The sequence below is a fragment of the Mesorhizobium sp. WSM3859 genome (genome assembly GCF_002295065.1).
Taxonomy (GTDB): Bacteria; Pseudomonadota; Alphaproteobacteria; order Rhizobiales; family Rhizobiaceae; genus Mesorhizobium.
In genome coordinates, this window is the sequence record NZ_NSGG01000003.1 from 339,367 (window position 1) to 358,159 (window position 18,793).

Annotated in this window: 27 protein-coding genes; 18 read left to right on the forward strand and 9 right to left on the reverse strand. The window is 63.9% G+C overall.

Annotated elements, in window-relative coordinates; genetic code table 11:
* Nucleotides 1–28: 28 nt before the first annotated feature.
* Nucleotides 29–208: a YdcH family protein gene (locus CK230_RS08490; RefSeq protein ID WP_095816731.1), complete on the reverse strand. Its 180-nt coding sequence runs from the start codon at nucleotides 206–208 to the stop codon at nucleotides 29–31.
* 241 nt (nucleotides 209–449) lie between these two features.
* Between CK230_RS08490 and CK230_RS08495 the strand changes: the two genes are divergently transcribed.
* Entirely contained in the window at nucleotides 450–653 is a 204-nt protein-coding gene (locus CK230_RS08495; protein WP_040985243.1) for a DUF465 domain-containing protein, read from the forward strand.
* 166 nt (nucleotides 654–819) lie between these two features.
* Here the strand turns inward: CK230_RS08495 and CK230_RS08500 are convergent, their stop codons facing one another.
* The gene (locus CK230_RS08500) at nucleotides 820–1,620 is read right to left on the reverse strand and encodes an IclR family transcriptional regulator (protein WP_095816732.1); all 801 of its coding nucleotides are present in this window, start codon (nucleotides 1,618–1,620) and stop codon (nucleotides 820–822) included.
* 164 nt (nucleotides 1,621–1,784) lie between these two features.
* On the opposite strand from CK230_RS08500, the gene CK230_RS08505 reads away from it, so the two are divergent.
* From CK230_RS08505 to CK230_RS08540, 8 genes are all read left to right on the forward strand, one after another.
* Complete coding sequence (locus CK230_RS08505; protein ID WP_210201473.1) at nucleotides 1,785–2,615, forward strand: transporter substrate-binding domain-containing protein; 831 nt, start codon at nucleotides 1,785–1,787, stop codon at nucleotides 2,613–2,615.
* Nucleotides 2,616–2,797: 182 nt separating this feature from the next.
* Nucleotides 2,798–3,463, forward strand: coding sequence for an amino acid ABC transporter permease (locus CK230_RS08510; protein ID WP_095816734.1), 666 nt, complete (start codon nucleotides 2,798–2,800; stop codon nucleotides 3,461–3,463).
* Between the two features lies 1 nt (nucleotide 3,464).
* Nucleotides 3,465–4,115: an amino acid ABC transporter permease gene (locus tag CK230_RS08515; protein ID WP_095816735.1), complete on the forward strand. Its 651-nt coding sequence runs from the start codon at nucleotides 3,465–3,467 to the stop codon at nucleotides 4,113–4,115.
* A 4-nt stretch (nucleotides 4,116–4,119) separates the two neighbouring features.
* The gene (locus CK230_RS08520) at nucleotides 4,120–4,914 is read left to right on the forward strand and encodes an amino acid ABC transporter ATP-binding protein (RefSeq protein WP_095816736.1); all 795 of its coding nucleotides are present in this window, start codon (nucleotides 4,120–4,122) and stop codon (nucleotides 4,912–4,914) included.
* A 37-nt stretch (nucleotides 4,915–4,951) separates the two neighbouring features.
* Nucleotides 4,952–5,413, forward strand: coding sequence for a RidA family protein (locus tag CK230_RS08525; protein WP_095816737.1), 462 nt, complete (start codon nucleotides 4,952–4,954; stop codon nucleotides 5,411–5,413).
* Between the two features lie 18 nt (nucleotides 5,414–5,431).
* Entirely contained in the window at nucleotides 5,432–6,637 is a 1,206-nt protein-coding gene (locus tag CK230_RS08530; RefSeq protein ID WP_095816738.1) for an aminotransferase class V-fold PLP-dependent enzyme, read from the forward strand.
* Nucleotides 6,638–6,713: 76 nt separating this feature from the next.
* Complete coding sequence (purE, locus tag CK230_RS08535) at nucleotides 6,714–7,211, forward strand: 5-(carboxyamino)imidazole ribonucleotide mutase (RefSeq protein ID WP_095816739.1); 498 nt, start codon at nucleotides 6,714–6,716, stop codon at nucleotides 7,209–7,211.
* Nucleotides 7,208–8,284, forward strand: a complete 1,077-nt coding sequence (locus CK230_RS08540; protein WP_095816740.1) for a 5-(carboxyamino)imidazole ribonucleotide synthase — start codon at nucleotides 7,208–7,210, stop codon at nucleotides 8,282–8,284. The genes purE and CK230_RS08540 overlap by 4 nt, the downstream gene beginning before the upstream one ends.
* Before the next feature lie 4 nt (nucleotides 8,285–8,288).
* Here CK230_RS08540 and CK230_RS08545 read toward each other — a convergent pair whose 3' ends face one another.
* Nucleotides 8,289–8,714, reverse strand: coding sequence for a lysozyme inhibitor LprI family protein (locus CK230_RS08545; protein WP_095816741.1), 426 nt, complete (start codon nucleotides 8,712–8,714; stop codon nucleotides 8,289–8,291).
* 242 nt (nucleotides 8,715–8,956) lie between these two features.
* On the opposite strand from CK230_RS08545, the gene ykgO reads away from it, so the two are divergent.
* Nucleotides 8,957–9,082, forward strand: a complete 126-nt coding sequence (ykgO, locus tag CK230_RS08550; RefSeq protein WP_040974291.1) for a type B 50S ribosomal protein L36 — start codon at nucleotides 8,957–8,959, stop codon at nucleotides 9,080–9,082.
* Between the two features lie 164 nt (nucleotides 9,083–9,246).
* Complete coding sequence (locus CK230_RS08555) at nucleotides 9,247–9,867, forward strand: hypothetical protein (protein WP_095816742.1); 621 nt, start codon at nucleotides 9,247–9,249, stop codon at nucleotides 9,865–9,867.
* Nucleotides 9,868–9,931: 64 nt separating this feature from the next.
* Here CK230_RS08555 and CK230_RS08560 read toward each other — a convergent pair whose 3' ends face one another.
* Nucleotides 9,932–10,465 carry a helix-turn-helix domain-containing protein gene (locus tag CK230_RS08560; RefSeq protein WP_095816988.1) on the reverse strand — a complete coding sequence of 178 codons (534 nt, stop codon included), beginning with the start codon at nucleotides 10,463–10,465 and terminating at the stop codon, nucleotides 9,932–9,934.
* A gap of 88 nt (nucleotides 10,466–10,553) precedes the next feature.
* Here CK230_RS08560 and CK230_RS08565 point away from each other — a divergent pair, with 88 nt between their 5' ends.
* The 4 genes from CK230_RS08565 to CK230_RS08580 all read left to right on the forward strand — a co-directional run bounded on the left by CK230_RS08565 (nucleotide 10,554) and on the right by CK230_RS08580 (nucleotide 12,950).
* Nucleotides 10,554–11,381, forward strand: coding sequence for an alpha/beta hydrolase (locus tag CK230_RS08565; protein ID WP_095816743.1), 828 nt, complete (start codon nucleotides 10,554–10,556; stop codon nucleotides 11,379–11,381).
* Between the two features lie 94 nt (nucleotides 11,382–11,475).
* Nucleotides 11,476–12,132, forward strand: coding sequence for a glutathione S-transferase family protein (locus CK230_RS08570; RefSeq protein ID WP_095816744.1), 657 nt, complete (start codon nucleotides 11,476–11,478; stop codon nucleotides 12,130–12,132).
* A 6-nt stretch (nucleotides 12,133–12,138) separates the two neighbouring features.
* Nucleotides 12,139–12,474, forward strand: coding sequence for a metalloregulator ArsR/SmtB family transcription factor (locus CK230_RS08575; RefSeq protein ID WP_095816745.1), 336 nt, complete (start codon nucleotides 12,139–12,141; stop codon nucleotides 12,472–12,474).
* 11 nt (nucleotides 12,475–12,485) lie between these two features.
* Nucleotides 12,486–12,950, forward strand: coding sequence for an SRPBCC family protein (locus CK230_RS08580; RefSeq protein ID WP_095816746.1), 465 nt, complete (start codon nucleotides 12,486–12,488; stop codon nucleotides 12,948–12,950).
* Between the two features lie 17 nt (nucleotides 12,951–12,967).
* On the opposite strand, the gene CK230_RS08585 is transcribed toward CK230_RS08580, so the two are convergent.
* The 3 genes from CK230_RS08585 to CK230_RS08595 all read right to left on the reverse strand — a co-directional run bounded on the left by CK230_RS08585 (nucleotide 12,968) and on the right by CK230_RS08595 (nucleotide 14,798).
* Nucleotides 12,968–13,243, reverse strand: coding sequence for a metalloregulator ArsR/SmtB family transcription factor (locus CK230_RS08585; protein WP_095816747.1), 276 nt, complete (start codon nucleotides 13,241–13,243; stop codon nucleotides 12,968–12,970).
* 31 nt (nucleotides 13,244–13,274) lie between these two features.
* Nucleotides 13,275–14,522 carry an MFS transporter gene (locus tag CK230_RS08590; protein WP_095816748.1) on the reverse strand — a complete coding sequence of 416 codons (1,248 nt, stop codon included), beginning with the start codon at nucleotides 14,520–14,522 and terminating at the stop codon, nucleotides 13,275–13,277.
* Nucleotides 14,523–14,603: 81 nt separating this feature from the next.
* Nucleotides 14,604–14,798 carry a DUF1192 domain-containing protein gene (locus CK230_RS08595; protein ID WP_095816989.1) on the reverse strand — a complete coding sequence of 65 codons (195 nt, stop codon included), beginning with the start codon at nucleotides 14,796–14,798 and terminating at the stop codon, nucleotides 14,604–14,606.
* A 113-nt stretch (nucleotides 14,799–14,911) separates the two neighbouring features.
* Between CK230_RS08595 and CK230_RS08600 the strand changes: the two genes are divergently transcribed.
* The 3 genes from CK230_RS08600 (at nucleotide 14,912) to CK230_RS08615 (ending at nucleotide 17,311) form a co-directional block, all read left to right on the forward strand.
* A complete protein-coding gene (locus CK230_RS08600; RefSeq protein WP_095816749.1) occupies nucleotides 14,912–15,922 on the forward strand; it encodes an NAD(P)H-quinone oxidoreductase in 1,011 nt (336 codons plus the stop codon).
* Nucleotides 15,923–16,223: 301 nt separating this feature from the next.
* Nucleotides 16,224–16,364, forward strand: a complete 141-nt coding sequence (locus CK230_RS08610) for a DUF1127 domain-containing protein (protein ID WP_095816751.1) — start codon at nucleotides 16,224–16,226, stop codon at nucleotides 16,362–16,364.
* 254 nt (nucleotides 16,365–16,618) lie between these two features.
* Nucleotides 16,619–17,311: a DUF1013 domain-containing protein gene (locus tag CK230_RS08615; RefSeq protein ID WP_095816752.1), complete on the forward strand. Its 693-nt coding sequence runs from the start codon at nucleotides 16,619–16,621 to the stop codon at nucleotides 17,309–17,311.
* A 158-nt stretch (nucleotides 17,312–17,469) separates the two neighbouring features.
* Here the strand turns inward: CK230_RS08615 and CK230_RS08620 are convergent, their stop codons facing one another.
* Entirely contained in the window at nucleotides 17,470–18,189 is a 720-nt protein-coding gene (locus CK230_RS08620; protein ID WP_042641559.1) for a YafY family protein, read from the reverse strand.
* Nucleotides 18,190–18,207: 18 nt separating this feature from the next.
* A complete protein-coding gene (locus tag CK230_RS08625) occupies nucleotides 18,208–18,618 on the reverse strand; it encodes a hypothetical protein (RefSeq protein ID WP_176480051.1) in 411 nt (136 codons plus the stop codon).
* Between the last annotated feature and the right edge of the window lie 175 nt (nucleotides 18,619–18,793).

Here is an 18,793-nt window from a genome sequence, read left to right on the forward strand (position 1 = left end):
GGAGCGGTGATGCTGCCTTAAAGGATGCTCAGTGCGAGGTCGGTTTCCCTTTCAGCTTTTCAATCTCGTCCTTGATTGCCAGCTTGCGTCGCTTGAGATTCACGATTTCGAGGTCGTCCACCGAAGGATGGTTCATGGCGTCGATAAGCTCACGCTCGATATCACCGTGTTTCCGCTGCAACTCATCAAGATGGGATGCAAGAGACATGATTGGTTCTCCCTTTCATGGTTTCCTCGATTGCAGCCGTCGCAGGCACGTCCACCGCAGGTTGAGACTGTGACGGCACAATGACACTTTGCCACCAACCGATCTCGATGTCGAATGACACGTGGTAGCATTCCACGACAAAGTGAAATGTGATAAGGGCTGCGCGCCGGTCACAGACAGAAACCCGACCGGCCCCGCCCAGACAGCCCGATTGGGCGACGCATACGCAAAACGGTAGATAATGTCCGAACAGGAACAGGCTGAAATACGCCTCGAATATTCCCGGCTCAAACAGGAACACGCCGATTTCGACGCCGCCATCAACGCGATGATCGCCACCGGTTGTGATCCGCTTCAGATCCAGCGCATGAAGAAGAAGAAGCTGATGCTGAAGGACCGGCTGTCGGCGCTGGAAGACCGCATCATTCCCGACATCATCGCCTAAGGCGTGTCGATATTCAGGTGAGGCCGGCCTGCGAATGGCGGCTTCCTGCGCTTCCGGTGCTCACGTACCTCAAGTACGCTCCGCTCCGGTTCTCGGAAGCCACCATTCTCGGCTCGGCCTGACCTGAATCTCAACACGCCTTGGATCGATAACCGGTTCAACGCCGTCACGAGATCGAAAGCCGGGCGGCGCGCTCGCGCAGCAGCGCGACCAGTTCGCCTGTCCGCGCGTCCGATGTGTCGATCGGCACCACAAGGCACATCGTCGCCTCGACCTTGCCAGGCGCCGAGAACACGGGCGCTGCCAGGCATTTGGTGTAGGCGTCGACAAGGCCCGACGTGACGCAATAGCCGGTGACGCGTGCCCGAGCGATGTCGTCGATGAAGTCGTCGAGCTCGATCTTGCGGCCGTCCGGCAGCACGAGATCGTCTTCCGTGACCATTGCTTCGATCCGGCTGCGGTCGAGGCCCGCAAGCAGCAGCCGGCCGGAAGCCGTCCAGGGCAGCGGGATCTGCAGGCCGGTGGCCGAGCTGATGCGGAAGGGCCTCGTGCCCGGGCTGGAATGGACGATCGTATAGCGGCCGCTCTGCAGCATGCAAAGCTCCGACGTCTCGCCGGTCTCGCGCGACAGCGTGTCGACCTCCTGGCGGCCTCGCCTGAGCAGGTCGTTGCCGCGCATATAAGCCATCCCGTAGAGATAGAGCTTCTTGCCGAAATAGACGCGATTGCCGTCGCCGGCCATTTCCAGGAGCCCGGCTTCGACCAGCTCGCGCACCAGCGTGTAGGTGGTCGAGCGTGGCGCGCCCAGACCCTTGGCCAGCTCGCCGATGCCGATCGCCCGCTGGTTGGCGTGCAGGAATTCCAGGATGTTCAGAACCCTGTTGAGGCCCTTTTCGCGCGAGACGGCCGGCCGCTCCTCCTGCGGGGCTTCCGCCGCCCAGCCGCTCATCGTTTCACCATCTTGCATTGTCGATTCCTGATGCTAGTATCTGTCTTGTACAGGATACACACGTCTCTTGTAAGAGACAATCGCTGATTGCGATGCGTATTTCTGCTGCATTGGGGAACACACCATCAAAGGAGGTCGCCGTGAACGACACATCCGGCAGACGTGATTTTCTGAAACTGGGAATGGCGGGACTGGCCACCGCCGGCGCGCTCACCGCCATCAGCGCCGAGAAGGCAGCCGCGCAAGCCGCGTCCGACAGCGTCCTGCGCACCGCGCTCGACCGCGGCAAGCTGATCGTCGGCACCGGCAGCACCAACGCGCCGTGGCATTTCGAGAACGACGCCGGCGAATTGGTCGGCATGGACATCACCATGGGCCGCATCCTCGCCAAGGGCCTCTTCGACGACCCGACCAAGGTCGAGTTCGTCACCCAGGACCCGGCGCAGCGCATCCCCAACGTGACGACCAACAAGGTCGACATCACCATCCAGTTCATGACCATGACCGCGCAGCGCTCGCAGCTGATCCATTTCTCGCGGCCCTACTATGTCGAGGGCGTGGCGCTGCTGACGCTGCCCGGCTCCGAAAACAAGACCTTCGACAAGCTCCTCGCCAATGGCGCCAACACCCGGGTCTCGATCTTGCAGAATGTCGACGCCGAAAGCTCGGTGCATTTCGCCTTGCCGCAGGCTCAGGTGCTGCAGATCGACACCCAGGCGAACGTGCTGCAAGCGCTGGAATCCAAGCGAGCCGACGCCGCGGCCGTCGATCTGTCGACCGTGCGCTGGCTCGCCTCGCGCAACCCGGACAAATATTTCGATGCCGGCAAGAGCTGGTACTCGATGCTTTACGGCGCTGCCGTCCGGCAAGGCGACCTCGATTGGCTGATCTTCGTCAACCAGACCTTCACCATTGCCATGTTCGGCCACGAGACGGCGCTCTACGACGCCGCCTTCAAGGAATATTTCGGCCAGGAGCCGCCGCCGCGCCATCCAGGCTTCCCGGTCATCTGACCGAGCCTGCGCCAAACCGGCGGAGGAGCGCGACAGGCGCTCTTCCGCCTGTTTCTCCTCGACACGGGCCACCCGGGTGACGAATCCTTGAGCAATTTCAGGAAAAGTGTGAAGCGGTTTTCCGTTCGAAATTGCGCCAAAACAAGAGATTGTTCGTCACCGCGGGCCATTGAGACGGACGCATGGGCTATACGCTCAATTTCAACCTGATCTGGCGGCATTTCGACAAGCTGTGGGGCGGCTTGCTGCTCAGCCTCGAGCTCGCCGTAATCTCGATCGCCATCGGCATCGTCATCGGGCTGGTGCTGGCGGTCTGGTACGTCTCGGCCGGGCGCGTCGTGCGCACGATCATCGCGGCCTATGTCGAATTCATCCGCAACGTGCCGCTGATCCTGCTGGTCTATCTCGTCTTCTACGGTGTGCCGACCGTCATAGACCTCGCTTACAGCGCGCCCACCTCTTTTGTCGTGACGCTGTCGGTCTATAGCGGCGCTTATCTGGTCGAAGTGTTCCGCTCCGGCCTGGAAGCCGTGCCGCGCGGCCAGCTCGATGCCGGCAAGGCGATCGGCCTGACGCCGTGGCAGCGCCTGGTCCACGTACGCCTGCCGACGATGCTGCGCATCACGCTGCCGGCGCTGTCCAACACCTTCATCTCGCTGTTCAAGGACACCTCGATCGCTTCGGTCATCTCCGTGCCCGAGCTGACCTATGGCGCCCAGTGGATCAACTTCAACACCTTCCGCATCGTCGAGGTCTATCTGGTGACAACGGCGATGTATCTGGTGACCGGCTACGCGCTGCTGTTCGCGCTCAGGCTGGTCGAACGCCGGTTCAGGGCGGCGCGCTGAGATGCTGAGCCAGATCCTCTACGCCCTGCCGTTCCTTGCCGAAGGCTTCGCTGTGACCTTGTGGGTCTCGCTGCTGGTCGTGGTCCTGTCTTTGATTGCGGGCGTCCTGCTGGGCGTCGGCCTCGTCTATGGGCCGGCGCCGCTGCGTTGGGCGGTGCGCATTTTCTCGGACACCATCCGCGGCATCCCGATCCTGGTGCTGATGTTCTTCGTCTACTACGGCCTGCCCGCGGTCGGACTGCATCTGCAGTCCTTCTGGGCGGCGGTGCTGGCGCTCACGCTGTTCAAGACGGCGCAGGTCGTCGAATATGTGCGCGGCGCCGTCGCGTCGATACCGAAAGGCCAGTCGGAAGCGGCGATGGCGATCGGCCTCACCTTCCGCCAGCGCCTCACCTCGGTCATCTTCCCGCAGGCCTTCCGCCGCTTCCTGCCGCCCTGGATCAACGGCGTCACCGATGCCGTCAAGGGCAGCGCCCTGGTCTCGCTGCTCGGCATCACCGACCTCATGCAGGCGGTCAACCAGGTCATCGGCCGCACCTATGAGGCGATGCCGCTCTATATCCTCGGCGCCCTGATCTATTTCGCCGTCAACTACGCGCTTTCCTACGCCAGCCGCATGCTGGAACGGCGCTTCGCCTTCATCCGGGACTAACGCCATGGCCACCAGCTCCAACAACAGCCCAGCGCTTCTCGAGATCGCCGAGGTCTCGAAATCCTTCGGCCCGGTCGCGGTGTTGCGCTCGGTCAGCCTGCAGGTCGCCAAGGGCGAGGTGGTCACCATCATCGGCCCGTCCGGCAGCGGCAAGACCACGCTTTTGCGCTGCGTCAACTTCCTCGAAAGCTATGATTCGGGGTCGATCCGCATCGACGGCAAGGAAGTCGGATACCGTGACGCGGCGACGCGCCAGCGCCGCAGCGAGCGCGATTTGGCGGCCATGCGCGCTGAAACCGGCATGGTGTTCCAGAGCTTCAACCTCTTCCCGCATCTGACCGCCGCCGGCAACATCATGCTCGGCCTCACCAAGGTGCGCGGCAAGGGCAGTGCCGAGGCCCGCGCCATCGCCGAGCACTGGCTGGCTCGCGTCGGCCTCGCCCACAAGGCCGACAGCCTTCCGGCGGAGCTCTCCGGCGGCCAGCAGCAGCGCGTCGGCATTGCCCGCGCCGTCGCCATGGAACCGAAAATCCTGCTGCTCGACGAGATCACCTCGGCGCTCGACCCCGAGCTCGTGGGCGAGGTGCTGGCCGTGGTGAAAAGCCTTGCCGAGGACGGCATGACCATGGTGATGGTGACGCATGAAATGGCCTTCGCCCGCGACGCCTCCAGCCGCATCGTCTTCATGGCCGATGGCGGCGTCTCGGCCGTTGGGCCGCCGAAGGAGGTCCTTGCCGCGGAGACCACCAATGAGCGGCTGCGCACCTTCCTGGCGCGTTTCCGCGCCTCGCATTTCTGAAAGCGGATGGCTCTCGCCATCCAAGGAGTACCCTTCCATGTCGCCTTACGAACGGCTCGCCGAACTCGGCCTGACCCTGCCCGAGCCGCCGACACCCATCGCCAATTTCGTCACCCATGCCGAGAGCGGCCGTCTGATCTTCCTTTCGGGCCAGGGACCGCTGCGCGCTGACGGCACGCTGTGCACCGGCAAGGTCGGCGACAACGTCACCGTGGAGCAGGCTTATGAGCATGCCCGCCTTACCGGCCTCAACCTGCTTGCCGTCATGCATGCGGCGGCGGGCGACCTCGGCCGCATCGTGCGCGTGGTGAAGTTGCTCGGCTTCGTCAACGCAACCCCGACCTTCAGCGACCACCCGAAGGTGGTCAACGGCTGCTCGGACCTTTTCGCCGATGTCTTCGACAAGATCGGCGGCCATGCCCGCTCGGCGATCGGCGTCGGCTCGCTGCCTGGCAACATCACCGTCGAAATCGAAGCGGTCGTCGAGATCGCCGCCTGACTAACGGAGTCCACTCACATGAAAACCTATTCCGGCGCCGGCTCCAACACCACCATCCGCGAGCGCCTGGGGCTGAGACCCATCATCAATGTCTCGGGCACGATGACGGCGTTGGGTGCTTCGATCATCGTGCCCGAGGCGATCAGCGCCATGGCTGAGATGGCCTCGCAATGGGTGGAGATGGACGATCTGCAGCGCGCAGCGAGCGCGGTCGTCGCCCGTCTCACCGGCGGTGAGGCCGGCTTCATAACCGCCTGCTGCGCCTCAGGCATCACCATGGCGATCGCCGGCGCGATGACCGGCACCAACCTTCTGGCAGTCGAGCGGCTGCCGGACGACACGGAAGGGCTGAAGTCGGAAGTCGTGATCCAGCTTGGCCACATCGTCAACTATGGCGCGCCCATCGACCAGTCGATCCGCGTCGCCGGCGCCAAGGTCATTCCGGCCGGCACCGTCAGCGTCACGCAGGACTACCATGTGCGCGAGGCAATCAATGAGCGCACGGCGGCGGCTCTCTACGTCGTCGCCCACCATACGGTGCAGTACGGCATGCTTTCGCTGGAGGAGTTCTGCGAGATCTGTCATGCCAAAAAAATTCCGGTGATCGTCGACGCCGCCTCGGAATATGATCTGCGCAGCTTTCTGGCGCGCGGCGCCGACATCGTCGTCTATAGCGGCCACAAATTCTTGAGCGGCCCGACCAGCGGCATCGTCACCGGCCGAAAGGATCTGGTGCGCGCCGCCTATCTGCAGAATCGCGGCGTGGCCCGCGCGATGAAGATCGGCAAGGAAAGCATCGCCGGCACCATGGCGGCGCTCGACGCCTGGGAAAAGCGCGACCATGCCGGCATCCGCCAGCGCGAGGAGGCGGCGCTCAATCTGTGGAAGGACGCGGTCCAGGGCATTCCGGGTATCAATGCGCAGATCATTCCCGACCCGACCAACAACCCTCTCGATCGCCTGCAGGTGTTCGTACGCCCGGAGAGCCGCTTCACGGCTGCCGGACTTGCCTCCGCGCTCGCTGCCGGCTCGCCGCCGATCATCGTGCGCAATCACGAGGTCGAGCGCGGCCATTTCTTCCTCGACCCTTGCAATTTGCATCCAGGCGAGGCGGAGATCGTGGCCGAGCGGCTGCGCGCGGTGCTGACGGCGAAGGACCGGCCGGCTGACGCGATGAAAGTGGCGCGCAAGGATTCGTCGGGCGCGCTGCGCTGGCCGGATTAAGCCGCGCAGCCTCGACAATCCTTGCGGCTATCGGCGAATTCCGCTAAGGCGCGCCTTTGCCGCCGGGAGCGAAACATTGACCGATCAGCGTGCCGACGTCGCCATCATCATGGGCAGCCAGTCCGACTGGGCGACGATGCGCCAGGCGGCCGAAACCCTGGATGCGCTGGGCATCCCGCACAAAAGGCTGATCGTCTCGGCGCATCGCACCCCCGACCGCCTCTATGAGTTCGCCAAGGGCGCCAAGGCGGCCGGTTACAAGGTGATCATCGCCGGCGCCGGCGGCGCGGCGCATCTGCCCGGCATGACGGCGGCGATGACGCCGCTGCCTGTCTTCGGCGTTCCGGTCGAATCCAAGGCGCTGTCCGGCCAGGATTCGCTGCTCTCCATCGTGCAGATGCCGGCCGGCATCCCGGTCGGTACACTGGCGATCGGCAAGGCCGGCGCGGCCAATGCCGCGCTTCTCGCCGCGGCGGTGCTGGCGCTCAACGACGACAAGCTCGCCGCCCGGCTCGACGCCTGGCGTTCGGCGCAGACCGCCAAGGTCGCCACCGAGCCCACGGACGCGCCGTGAGCCTGGCGCCCGGATCGACCATCGGCATCATCGGCGGCGGCCAACTCGGCCGCATGCTGGCGATGGCTGCCGCCCGCCTCGGCTATCGCATCGTCGTCCTGGAGCCCCAGGCCGACTGCCCGGCGGCCCAGGTCGCCAACCGGCAGATCGTCGCCGCCTATGACGATCCGGCGGCGCTTGCCGAGCTCGCTGTCGCCAGCGCCGTCGTCACCTACGAATTCGAGAATGTCCCGGTCGGCGCCGCCGAAACGCTGGCGGCGAGGGTTCCGGTCTATCCGCCGGCCCGCGCGCTCGAGGTGGCGCAGGATCGCGTCACCGAGAAAAGCTTTTTGAACGGCATCGGCATTCCCACAGCCGAATTCCGCTCGGTCGACAATGACGGCCAGCTCACCGAGGCATTAAGGACGTTCAACGGCAGCGGCGTGCTGAAGACCCGCCGCATGGGCTATGACGGCAAAGGCCAGCGCGTCTTCCGCAACATGGAAACGGGCTGCTTTGCCGGTACCTGCGAGGCAATGGGCAATGTGCCGCTGATCCTGGAATCGCTCGTCGCTTTCGAGCGCGAGATTTCGGTGATCGCCGCGCGCGGTCTCGACGGAACTGTCGCCGCTTTCGACCCGGCCGAGAATGTCCATCGCGAAGGCATATTGCGCAGCTCGACCTTGCCGGCGACCATCCGCCCGCAAACGGCTGCCGCCGCCAAGGACGCGGCATCGAAAATCCTCGCCGCGCTCGACTATGTCGGCGTTATCGGCGTCGAGTTCTTCGCGCTTGCCGATGGCTCGCTCCTAGCCAACGAGCTGGCGCCGCGCGTGCACAATTCCGGCCACTGGACGGAGGCCGCCTGCGTCGTCTCGCAATTCGAGCAGCATATCCGCGCCATCGCTGGCCTGCCGCTGGGCTCGCCTGCCCGGCATTCCGATTGCGTGATGGAAAACCTGATCGGCGACGACATGCTGAAAGTGCCGGAGCTGCTCGCCGAGCCCGACCTGATGCTGCATCTCTACGGCAAGGCCGAGTCGCGACCCGGCCGCAAGATGGGCCATTTCACGCGCCTCATCAGGAAGCCATAACGCTCTATTGCATATCCTGGTCGTCGCTGCCCGCGTCGGAGTCGGCACAGCTCGGATCGCTCAGCTTGCAGTTGGCCTCGGAGGAGAGCTGCTTTATGCGCTCGGTGGTGAGCTTTGTCAGGCACAGCGACACCTCCATCGGATGAATGGAGCCACCTTCGCTGTCGGCGGTCGAATAAGTGCATTCGGCGTCACGAAAGGCGATCCAAGCGCGCTGCGCCGTCTGCAGCAGCTTGTTCGAGGCCTGATCGTCGCTGCTGACGATATTCTTATAGACGGCGTTGAGCTTGGCATCGGCCGCCTGATAGTCGGCATCCGCGCAGATGTTAAGCATCGACTGGCTGTCGTTGTTGCGGTCGCACTCCTCGGCAAAGGCTGCCGGGGCGGTCGCCAGGAGAACAACACAGGCGGACAGAAAAAGACTGCGCATGGGGATCTCCAGTCGCTTGGGCGTGGGTCACCGTCCCAGTCGCCCTTGAGTCGCGCAATGCCGCGCCGCCGGGATGGCAAATATTTGATATGCCGCGTCCCTTGTGGCATTCGGGCGCGCGCATGTGGTTGACACGGACAACACTCCTCGTTTATGAGCCACGCCAAGTTCAAAGGCGCGCTTTTTCCGGGCGCGCCTTTAAAATTCGGCCCGGGACGGGCCCTGACCGAACAGGCAAGACCATGAAGATCAAGAATTCGCTCAAGGCGCTCAAGGCGCGTCACCGCGACAACCGGCTGGTTCGCCGCAAGGGACGCATCTACATCATCAATAAGACCGCTCCGCGCTACAAGGCGCGCCAGGGCTGACCCTTGCTCGCGGCTTAGTGCATCTCGCCCAAACGTGCCAAGCGGTTTTGGGTGGACGACATGCACCAGCGAGGCCGCGCCGCGCTGATGTCGGGTGCCGGTTCGCCGGCCCTTTCACGCTAAAATCACTTTGACGATCCGCCGTCCGGGATTAGATTCCGGCGATGCGGATTCGTTTTGCATTTCTCACCGCCCTTTTGCTGTCCGGCGCAGCTTTGCCTGCGGAAGCAGAAACGGTGCCGGGCGCGCTGCCTCCAGATGCCGCGCCACCCGCCACGACACTGCCGCCGGCCGCGCCGACCAGGCAGGGCCGCCTCGACCAGCTGTTCACCGAGTTGAAGCGCGAGCGCAATGAAAAGGCGGCCGAGCGCATCGCCGGCCGCATCTGGAGCGAATGGAACCAGTCGGCCAGCGCCTCGATCGACCTGATGATGCAATGGGCGCAAAAGGCGACGGAAGACCAGAAATTCGACGTCGCGCTCGATTTCCTCGACCAAGTCGTGACCTTGCAGCCCGACTACGCCGAAGGCTGGAACCGGCGCGCCACCGTGCATTTCCTGATGAAGAATTACGGGAAGTCGATGGCCGACATCGACCGCACCCTGCAGCTTGAACCGCGTCATTTCGGCGCGCTCTCGGGCCTCGCCCAGATCATGACCGAGACCGGCCACAAGCAGTCGGCACTGGAGGCCTGGCAAAAGGTGCTGGCGATCTATCCGATGATGCGCAGCGCCCAGGACCAGGTTTCGACGCTTTCGGAAGAACTCGCCGGCGAGGGCATCTGACGCGCTTAGGTGCGTCCCTTCATCTTAAATCGCGGCGCGCTGAACCGGATGCGCGCAACGCGCTTCAAGCTTCTGTTTTGATGTGGCGAAGTTCCTCAGCCTTGCGCTCGACGACGGCCTCATAAGCGGCCCGCAACTGCTGGCGCACGGTCGGCGTGCCCGACGGTGTCCTTGAAGGCGCACCCAGATGCTCATGGCGCAACTCGTCCATGAATTGCTCCCATAGCGGCGGGCCGCCCTTTTCGAGCAGTTCGGCGCGAATCGACAGTTCTTCCGTGACCGGAAGCCAGACGCGTCCCCAGGCGCCGAGCTGCGCCATGATCGGGACGAGCGTGATCGCCATCTCGGTCAGGCTGTAGATCGCCTTCTGCTTGTGGCTGGGGTCGTCGGCCTTGGTCAGCAGACCGAGCGCCATCAGCCGCTTCAGCCGGTCGGCCAGGATGTTGGATGCGATGCCCTCCAGCGAGAAGTTGAGCAACTCGCGAAAATGGCGCCGGCCACCAAAGATCATGTCGCGCAGGATGATCAGGCTCCAGCGGTCGCCAAAAACCTCGAGCGACAGATTGATCGGGCAACCGGACCGGCGGTCGATGTTCATGGCAGTCTCCAGAAAAACCAGTTGCATTATGATATCGGTTTGATTATCGTGCAACTGATTGCATAATGCAATCAGATTGGAGGAGCAGATGACTGCTGCAACCCAGCGCCCCGACATCGTTTCGCAAGCCTTCGGCGATCCGGCCGATCCGGCGGTCCTTCTGATTATGGGCGCCATGGCCTCGATGCTGTGGTGGCCGGAAGCCTTCTGCCGGCAACTCGCGGGGCGCGGCCGCTTCGTCATCCGCTACGACAATCGCGACACTGGACTGTCGACCAAATATCCGCCGGGGGCGCCGCCCTACACATTCGAGGATATGGTGGACGATGCGGTCCGTGTGCTCGACGACCACGGGGTCGGCAAGGCGCATGTAGCCGGCATGTCGATGGGCGGCATGATCGCACAGAACGTGGCGCTGAAATATCCCGAACGTGTCGGCGCGCTCACCGTGATCTCAAGCTCGCCGCTCGGTGTCGATACGTCCGGCCTGCCCGGCACGACCGAGGCCTACAAGAAACATTCGGCTCAAGGCGCCGATGTCGACTGGTCGCACAGGAAGCAGGTGCTCGATTTCATGGTCAAGGACGCCCGCGCGATTGCAAGCACTTCGCATCCGTTCGACGAGACGCGCACGCGCGCGATGATCGAGGCGGACTACGATCGCTCCGGCGGTCTCGCCAGCGCGACCAACCATTTCCTGCTCAAGGGCGGCGGCCCAAAACGGACGGTGCGAGACCTGACGGCTCCGCTGCTCGTCATCCACGGCACCACCGATCCGCTCTTTCCGATCGAGCATGCCGAAGCGCTCGCCAAGGCCGTTCCCGGCGCAAGGCTGGTGCGGATCGAAGGCGGCGGTCACGAACTGCACCGCAACGACTCGCCGCAGATCGTAGATGCCATCGTCGCCCACCACTAGGCGCAGAAGCTCCGGCTTGACTCGGCGGGCTTGCGTCAATAGTGAAGTAATTACTTCAGTATTGCGCTATATCCGAATGCGAAAGAGAGCGAGAATGTCCCTGACGCTGCATTTCCACCCGCTGGCTTCGTTCTGCTGGAAACCGTTGATCGCGTTCTACGAGAACGGCACGCCTTTCGAACGGGTGATCGTCGACCTCGGCGACGAGGCTTCCCGCGCCGCCTTCCTGAAGGTGTCGCCGACCGGCAAGATGCCGGCGCTGCGTGACGATGCGCGAGACCGCACGGTGCTGGAATCCACCATCGTGGTCGAATATCTCGCCGCGCATTATCCGGGGCCGGTCGAGCTTGTTCCGGCCGATGTCGATCTCGCTTTGCAGGTCCGCCAGGCCGACCGCTTCTACGATTTTTACGTGCAGCATCCGATGCAGAAGATCGTCGGCGACCGCTTGCGGCCAAAGAACAAGACCGACCCGTTCGGCGTCGAGGAAGCCCGCGCGCAGCTGCGCAATTCTTACGCCATTATCGAAGAAGAGATGGCGGGAAGGACCTGGGCGGTGGGCGAGAGCTTCACCATGGCCGACTGCGCCGCTTCGCCGGCACTGTTCTACGCCAACAAGGTCGAGCCGTTCGGCGAAAAATTCCCGGAGGTGAAACGCTATCACGACCGGCTGTTGGCGCGCCCGTCCTTCGCCCGCGTCATCGAGGAAGCGCAGCCCTATTTCAAGCTCTTCCCCTATAACAACGGCTAGAGCGAGATGCTGCACGATCCCTCCCAGCTCGACCTGATGTTCCAGGCGCTCGCCGATCCAGCCCGGCGCCAGATGGTGGACCGGCTGTCGCGGGGGCCGGCGTCGGTCAGCCAGCTGGCCGAGCCGCTGGCGATGTCATTGTCGGCCGTCGTCCAGCATCTCAACGTGCTCGAGGCGAGCGGCCTGGTCAGGACCGAAAAGCTTGGCCGGGTGCGCACCTGCCAGATCGAACCGAAGGCGCTGAGGGCAGCGGAGAACTGGATCAACGAGCGGCGGCTTGCCTGGGAGCGTCGCCTCGATCGTCTCGGCGATTTTCTCGCTGAAACGAAAGATGAAAGCTGAAGGGTCCCGTCATGACCGAACGATCCGTTGTCCATTCCACCTTCGTCATCGAGCGCGTCTATCCGCAAGAGCCGGCCAAGGTCTATTTCGCCCTCAGCGATCCCGAGGCCAAGAAGCGATGGTTCTTCGATCCCGACAACCCGATGCCGAGCCGGCATGAAATGGATTTTCGTGTCGGCGGCAAGGAGGTGAATGCAGGCTGCCCCAGCGATGGGCAGATGCATTTCTACAACGCGGTCTATCAGGACATCGTGCCAAACCGGCGCATCGTCTACAGCTATGAGCTCTTGTTTGGCGAAACGCGGGTCTCGGTGTCGCTTGCAACGATCGAGCTTATCGCGGAAGGCAAGAGAACGCGGCTTATCCTGACGGAGCAGGGGGCCTTCTTCGACGGCATCGACTCGCCAGCCACGCGCGAGCACGGAACCGGCGAACTGCTCGACGCGCTTGGCGCGGCACTGGATCTGGCGAATTGAGGCCTCCAGCCGGCGGCCTATTCCCCCGGCGCCGTTTCCCAGAACTGGTCGAGCCAGATGTTGAGCCTGAGGAAGCCGGCGGTGCTGACGGTATAGACACGCCTTGTGCCTTCGGCCTTGGCCTTGACCAGGCCGGCATCGAGCAGAACCTTCAGGTGCTGGGAAACAGCCGGGCGCGAGACGGGCAATCCGGCCGCCAGTTCGTTTACCGTCTTCGGGCCGCGCCGGAGTTCTTCCAAGAGATAGCGCCGATTGGGATCGGCTATCGCCACGAAGGCATCAGAAAAGTTCATACCTTATTTGTGGGGCAAAGTTTTCCAAATCTCAACCGTCGGTTTCAACCTTTCTGCGCGGATCGAGCCGCGTGGCCTCGGGCGTGAGCGCGCGGTCCGCGGGTTGCGTCTTGAAGGCATCGCGGTTTTCGATCGGTACCGGCGCGCGGGCACGGATGCGCAGCAGCGTGTAACCGGCGAGGCTGAGATGCGCGAGCGCGGTTGCAAGAAAAAGCCCCTCCGCACGCACCCACCCCATCAAAGCCGCGGCCAAAAGCGGACCGATCATGGTGCCGAAGCCGTAGAGCAGAAGCAGGCCGCCGGAAACCTTGACGAAGTCCTCGGCGCGGGCGTGGTCGTTGGCATGCGCGACGGCGATCGAATAGAGCGTGTAGGCGAAACCGCCATAGGCGGCGGTCAGCACGATGACGAAGACACCCGAACGCGGTGCGATCAGGAAGATCAGCACCGCGACCAGGGCCGCGCCGAAGGCAGCACCCGCCAGCACGAAGCGGCGGTCGGTTGTATCGGAAAGGCGCCCGGCTGGAAGCTGCATGGCGGCGCCGGCGATGACCACCAGGCTCATCATCAGCGCGATCTGGGCGGTCGATATGCCGATGCGGGCGCCATAGACCGCGCCCAGCGTGCCCCAGGCGCCGTTGGCGATGCCGACCAGGAGGCAGGCCACCGCCGACACCGGCGAATTGGCGTAGAGGCCTTTGACGTCGAGCTTGACGTCCTGCAGCGGTTTCGGGGTCGATTGGGTAGAAACCGCCGTCGGGATGAGCGACAGGCAAAACAGGATGCCGGTGATCATGAACAGCGAAGCCGACCGCACATCGCCGCCGGCGACGATCATCTGGCCGCCCATGATCGAGGCATAGGTGACCATCATATAGAGGCCGAAGACGGTGCCGCGGTTCTCGTTGGTGGCCTTCTCGTTCAGCCAGCTCTCGATCACCATGAAGGCGCCGGCCATGGTGAAGCCGGTGAAGGCCCGCAAAAGGATCCAGAAATACTCGTCGATGATGAGGCCGGTGAGCAGCGCGATGATGGCGCCCGACGCGGCGAAGGCGCCGAAGGCCCTGACATGGCCGGCGCGGCGCACGAGCCGCGGGGCGAAGAAACAGCCGGTGACGAAGCCGCCTGCCCAGGCCGTGCCCATCAGGCCGAGCGATGCCGTCGAAAAGCCCTCGATCTGGCCGCGCAGCGGCAACAGCAGGCCGTGCAGGCCGGATGCGGCGAGCAGAAATGCCGTGCCGCGAAGCAGCGAGAGGATCGGTCGGTAGGTTGCAAACATCGCTTGATCCTGGTTCGGGCGCCGGCGTCTGAGAACAGGCGTATTGGGGCTTTTCGGCGGCGGTCTTGCGCGCCGACGAGATTATCCGCGCCGGAACAATGCGTCGGCGGCGGATTTGGTGGCGCCCTTGGCGGCCCGCTCTGCCTCCAGCCTGGCGATCTCGTCGCGCAGCAGCGCGATGCGCTCCGACAATTCGTCGACGGAAAGCAGCGAGAGGTCCTGGCCGATCTCGTGCGGGCGCGCATTCTTCCGGGGTTCGTCGTCGAAGATCGCCATCGTCGCTTCTCCCTTGCTTGGCCATTTGCCTGATTTGGCAATCAGCATACATAGGGCAGGGGCGCCGATGCAAACCACTGTGACAAGACAGGATTCGAGGAGACGGGACAGCGATGGCGAACAAGGACAAGATCCCGGAGAAGATGACAGCCATCGCGATCTCGCAACCCGGCGGTCCCAGGGTGCTCAAGCCGGAAACCCGCGACGTGCCTGTCCCCGGCCCCGGCGAAGTGCTGATCCGCGTGCACGCGGCCGGCGTCAACCGGCCGGACGTGCAGCAGCGCAAGGGCGCCTATCCGCCGCCGCCCGGCGCCTCTGACCTGCCTGGTCTCGAGGCGGCCGGCGAAATCGCGGCGCTCGGCGACGAGATATCGCGCTGGCGCATCGGCGACCGGGTCTGCGCGCTGACGCCGGGCGGCGGCTATGCCGAATATGTCAAGGTGCATGCCGGCAGCGTGCTGCCGCTGCCGGCGGGCTTCACCTATTCGGAGGCAGCGGCGGTGCCGGAAAACTACTTCACCGTCTGGCACAATGTGTTCGAGCGCGGCGGGCTGAAGAAAGGCGAAACGCTGCTTGTCCATGGCGGTTCGTCCGGCATCGGCACCACGGCCATCCAACTCGCGTCGACCTTCGGCGCTTATGTGATTACCACCGCCGGCAGCAGGGAGAAATGCGAGGCCTGCCTGAAACTCGGCGCCGACCGGGCGATCAATTATCACGAGGAGGATTTCGTCGCCGCGGTCAAGGAGGCGACCGGCGGCAAGGGCGCCGACGTCATTCTCGACATGGTCGGCGGCGACTATGTTGCCCGCAACTACGAAGCCGCGGCCGTCGAGGGGCGCATCGTCCAGATCGCCGTGCAGGCCGGCGCTGTCGCAAGCACCAATTTCGCGACGCTCATGGTCAAGCGCCTTGTCCATACCGGCTCGACGCTTCGGCCGCGCACCGTCGAGTTCAAGGCGGCGATCGCGGCCGCGCTGGAGGCCCAGGTGTGGCCGCTGCTCGGCACGCGCAAGGTGGCTCCCGTCATGGATATGATCTTTCCGCTAACCGAAGCCTGGCGGGCGCATGAGCGGATGGAAGAGGGCGAGCATATCGGCAAGATCGTCCTCGACGTCGGGTAGGATAGGCCGATATTCAGGTGAGGCCGGCCTGCGAATGGCGGCGTTCTGCGCTTCCGGTGCTCACGTACGAAAAGTACGCTCCGCTCCGGTTCTCGAACGCCACCATTCTCGGCTCGGCCTGACCTGAATCTCGACCCATCCTGGGTCTGCGCTTGTCCCCCAGTTCCAAGCTGAACGCATCGTTAATGGTGCAATGCACAAAACGCATTGCGGCCATGCAAAAGCGTCCGTTCAATTCTTGGGCAGGCATGCCTATTTACGCGGCATCAAACGATTTCATCAAATGACTGGAGAAACTGAAATGAACCCGATCCGTGCTTTCCGTAAGTGGCGCATGTACAACGAAACCGTGCGCGAGCTGAACAAGCTCAATGCCCGCCAGCTGAACGACCTCGGCATCAGCCGTGGCGACATCGAGCGCATCGCCCGCCAGGCGGTGTAATCAGACGCAGCCCGGCCGCAAGGCCGGGCTGGACAGGCAAGCAAGAGCCGTCGAGACGCTTGCTTCGTTTCCGGTTCCAAGCCCGCTGGACATCGTCCAGCGGGTTTTGTCTTTTCAGGGCCCTGAATCCGGTCCTTCCCAAAAACATTGCGAAATTTCGAGGGAGCGTTTATACAGGCCGCGAATTTCCCATTTTGGTGGCTCTAAAACCACCGCCCGCGCGGGAACGCGGGCGAACGAGAAGGATTTTTGACATGGCCAATACGCTGCTGATGCCCAAGGCGACCGCCGTCTGGCTGGTCGACAACACCGCGCTCTCCTTCGAGCAGATCGCGCAGTTCTGCGGGCTGCATCCGCTGGAGGTCAAGGCGATCGCCGACGGGGAGTCGGCGCAGGGCATCAAGGGCATGGACCCGATCATCACCGGCCAGCTGACGCGCGACGAGATAGCGCGCGGCGAGAAGGACGTCAATTATCGGCTGAAGCTGTCGGAGCCGAAGGTGCGGGTGCCGGAATCGAAGCGCAAGGGCCCGCGCTACACGCCCCTGTCGAAGCGCCAGGACCGGCCGAATGCCATCCTGTGGCTGGTGCGCAACCACCCCGAGCTCAAGGACGCGCAGATTGCCCGTTTGGTGGGCACCACCAAGTCGACAATCGAGCAGATCCGCGAACGCAAGCATTGGAATTCGGCCAATCTGCAGCCGATGGACCCGGTGACGCTCGGCCTCACCTCTCAGATCGACCTCGACCTCGAAGTCAATCGCGCCTCGCGCGGCCGCGAGCAGCCGCAGCCCGTCGGCGACACGCTGCTGCCGGCCGCACTCACCGAACGGCTGGTCCCGGCGCCGGAGAAGCCGAAGGACGAGGACCAGGAGCTCGACGCCAACGCGGTGTTCGCCAAGCTCTCGGCGCTGAAGTCGAAGGACAAGGACGAAGGCGAGGAGTGAGCGCTCTTACCTTCTCCCCTTGTGGGAGAAGGTGTCGCCGAAGGCGACGGATGAGGGGGAAAGCCAGCGTCTCACTCCGCTGGAACACCCCTCATCCGTCTCGGCGCTAAAGCGCCGATCCACCTTCTCCCACAAGGGGAGAAGGAGAAAAGCGCAAGTCACGTCCGCGCGGCGCGGTCGGGGGCCATGCCGTAATCCTCGGAGCGCTCGACGGCGCGGTAGAAATCGGCGAGCTGCTTGCCGCGCTCCGGCTTGAAGGTGCGGCCGGCGATGACGACCGAGGCGATGCGGTCGATACGGAAGGCGCGGAAATCGTCGCGCATCTCGCACCAGGCGACCAGTGTCCAGACCTTGCCCCAGAACCACAGGCCGAGCGGCCTGATGTCGCGCGCGGTGCCGCGACCGGCCTCGTCGGAATAGTCGATGGTCAGCACCTGGCGTTTCTCCACGGCGCGCTCGATCAGGTCGATCGCCTCGCGCGCGGCATCGCTTACCACCCACATCGGCGTGTGGATTTCGGTGCGGGCGATGCGGTCCTTCTCGGTATCGGGCAGCACGGCGCCGATCTTGACCAGCGCCTCGTCGGCCGCCCTTGCCATTGCCGCGCCGCCAAAGGCGCGCACCATGCGGGCGCCGGCAACCAGCGCCACGATCTCGTCACGCGTGAACATCAGCGGCGGAAGGTCGAAACCCTCCCTCATCATGTAGCCGACGCCTGCTTCGCCGTCGATCGGCACGCCGGTCGACTGCAGGTCGGCTATGTCGCGGTAAATGGTGCGCTCGGAAACCTCGAGCCACGTGCCGAGCTTCTGTGCGGTGACCAGCCGGCCACCCCGCAAATGCTGCACGATCTGGAAAAGCCTGTCGGCGCGGCGCATCGATTCCTCCCCCGGGGTTTATGGCTTCAGCCCTTCGCGCTTGCGCTGCGCGGCAACGAATTTCGCTCCGAAGGACAGTCTGCCCGTGGTCGGCGTCTCAGCGTCCAGCACGCGCCAGAACGGCGCGACGTCGCTCAACGCCATGCCGCGCTCGAGATCCTCGTGAGCGGCCTCGGCAACGGTGCGAAGATGATAGCCGATCGTCACCGGGCATGTCACTTCGGCCCCGTGCTCGATGGCCAGTGCGGTGCGTAGCGCGCGAACATCCATCTCCACCCCTTCGGGAATAGAGCGGATGAAGTCGTCGACCTGGCGTGCGGTGGGCACCAGCATCGGCTGGCCCCCGACGACATCGCCGACCGAGCGCGGCGACGGTTTGATGCCGTTGATGCCCGGCGTGTTCAGCCTGTCGTTCCAGCTTTTCACCATACGCGGATTACTCCGGATCGTCGGTTCATGTTCGTCACTGTCAGGATCGAAGCCGCTCCAATTACCGCATTCCTCCTGACAACATACTGTCAGGAGGCTGCGGCGAAGCTATCGGCAACAAAGGCCTGTTTCCCTGAACTCAACATCACTGGCCGCATTACATCTGGGCGTGGTG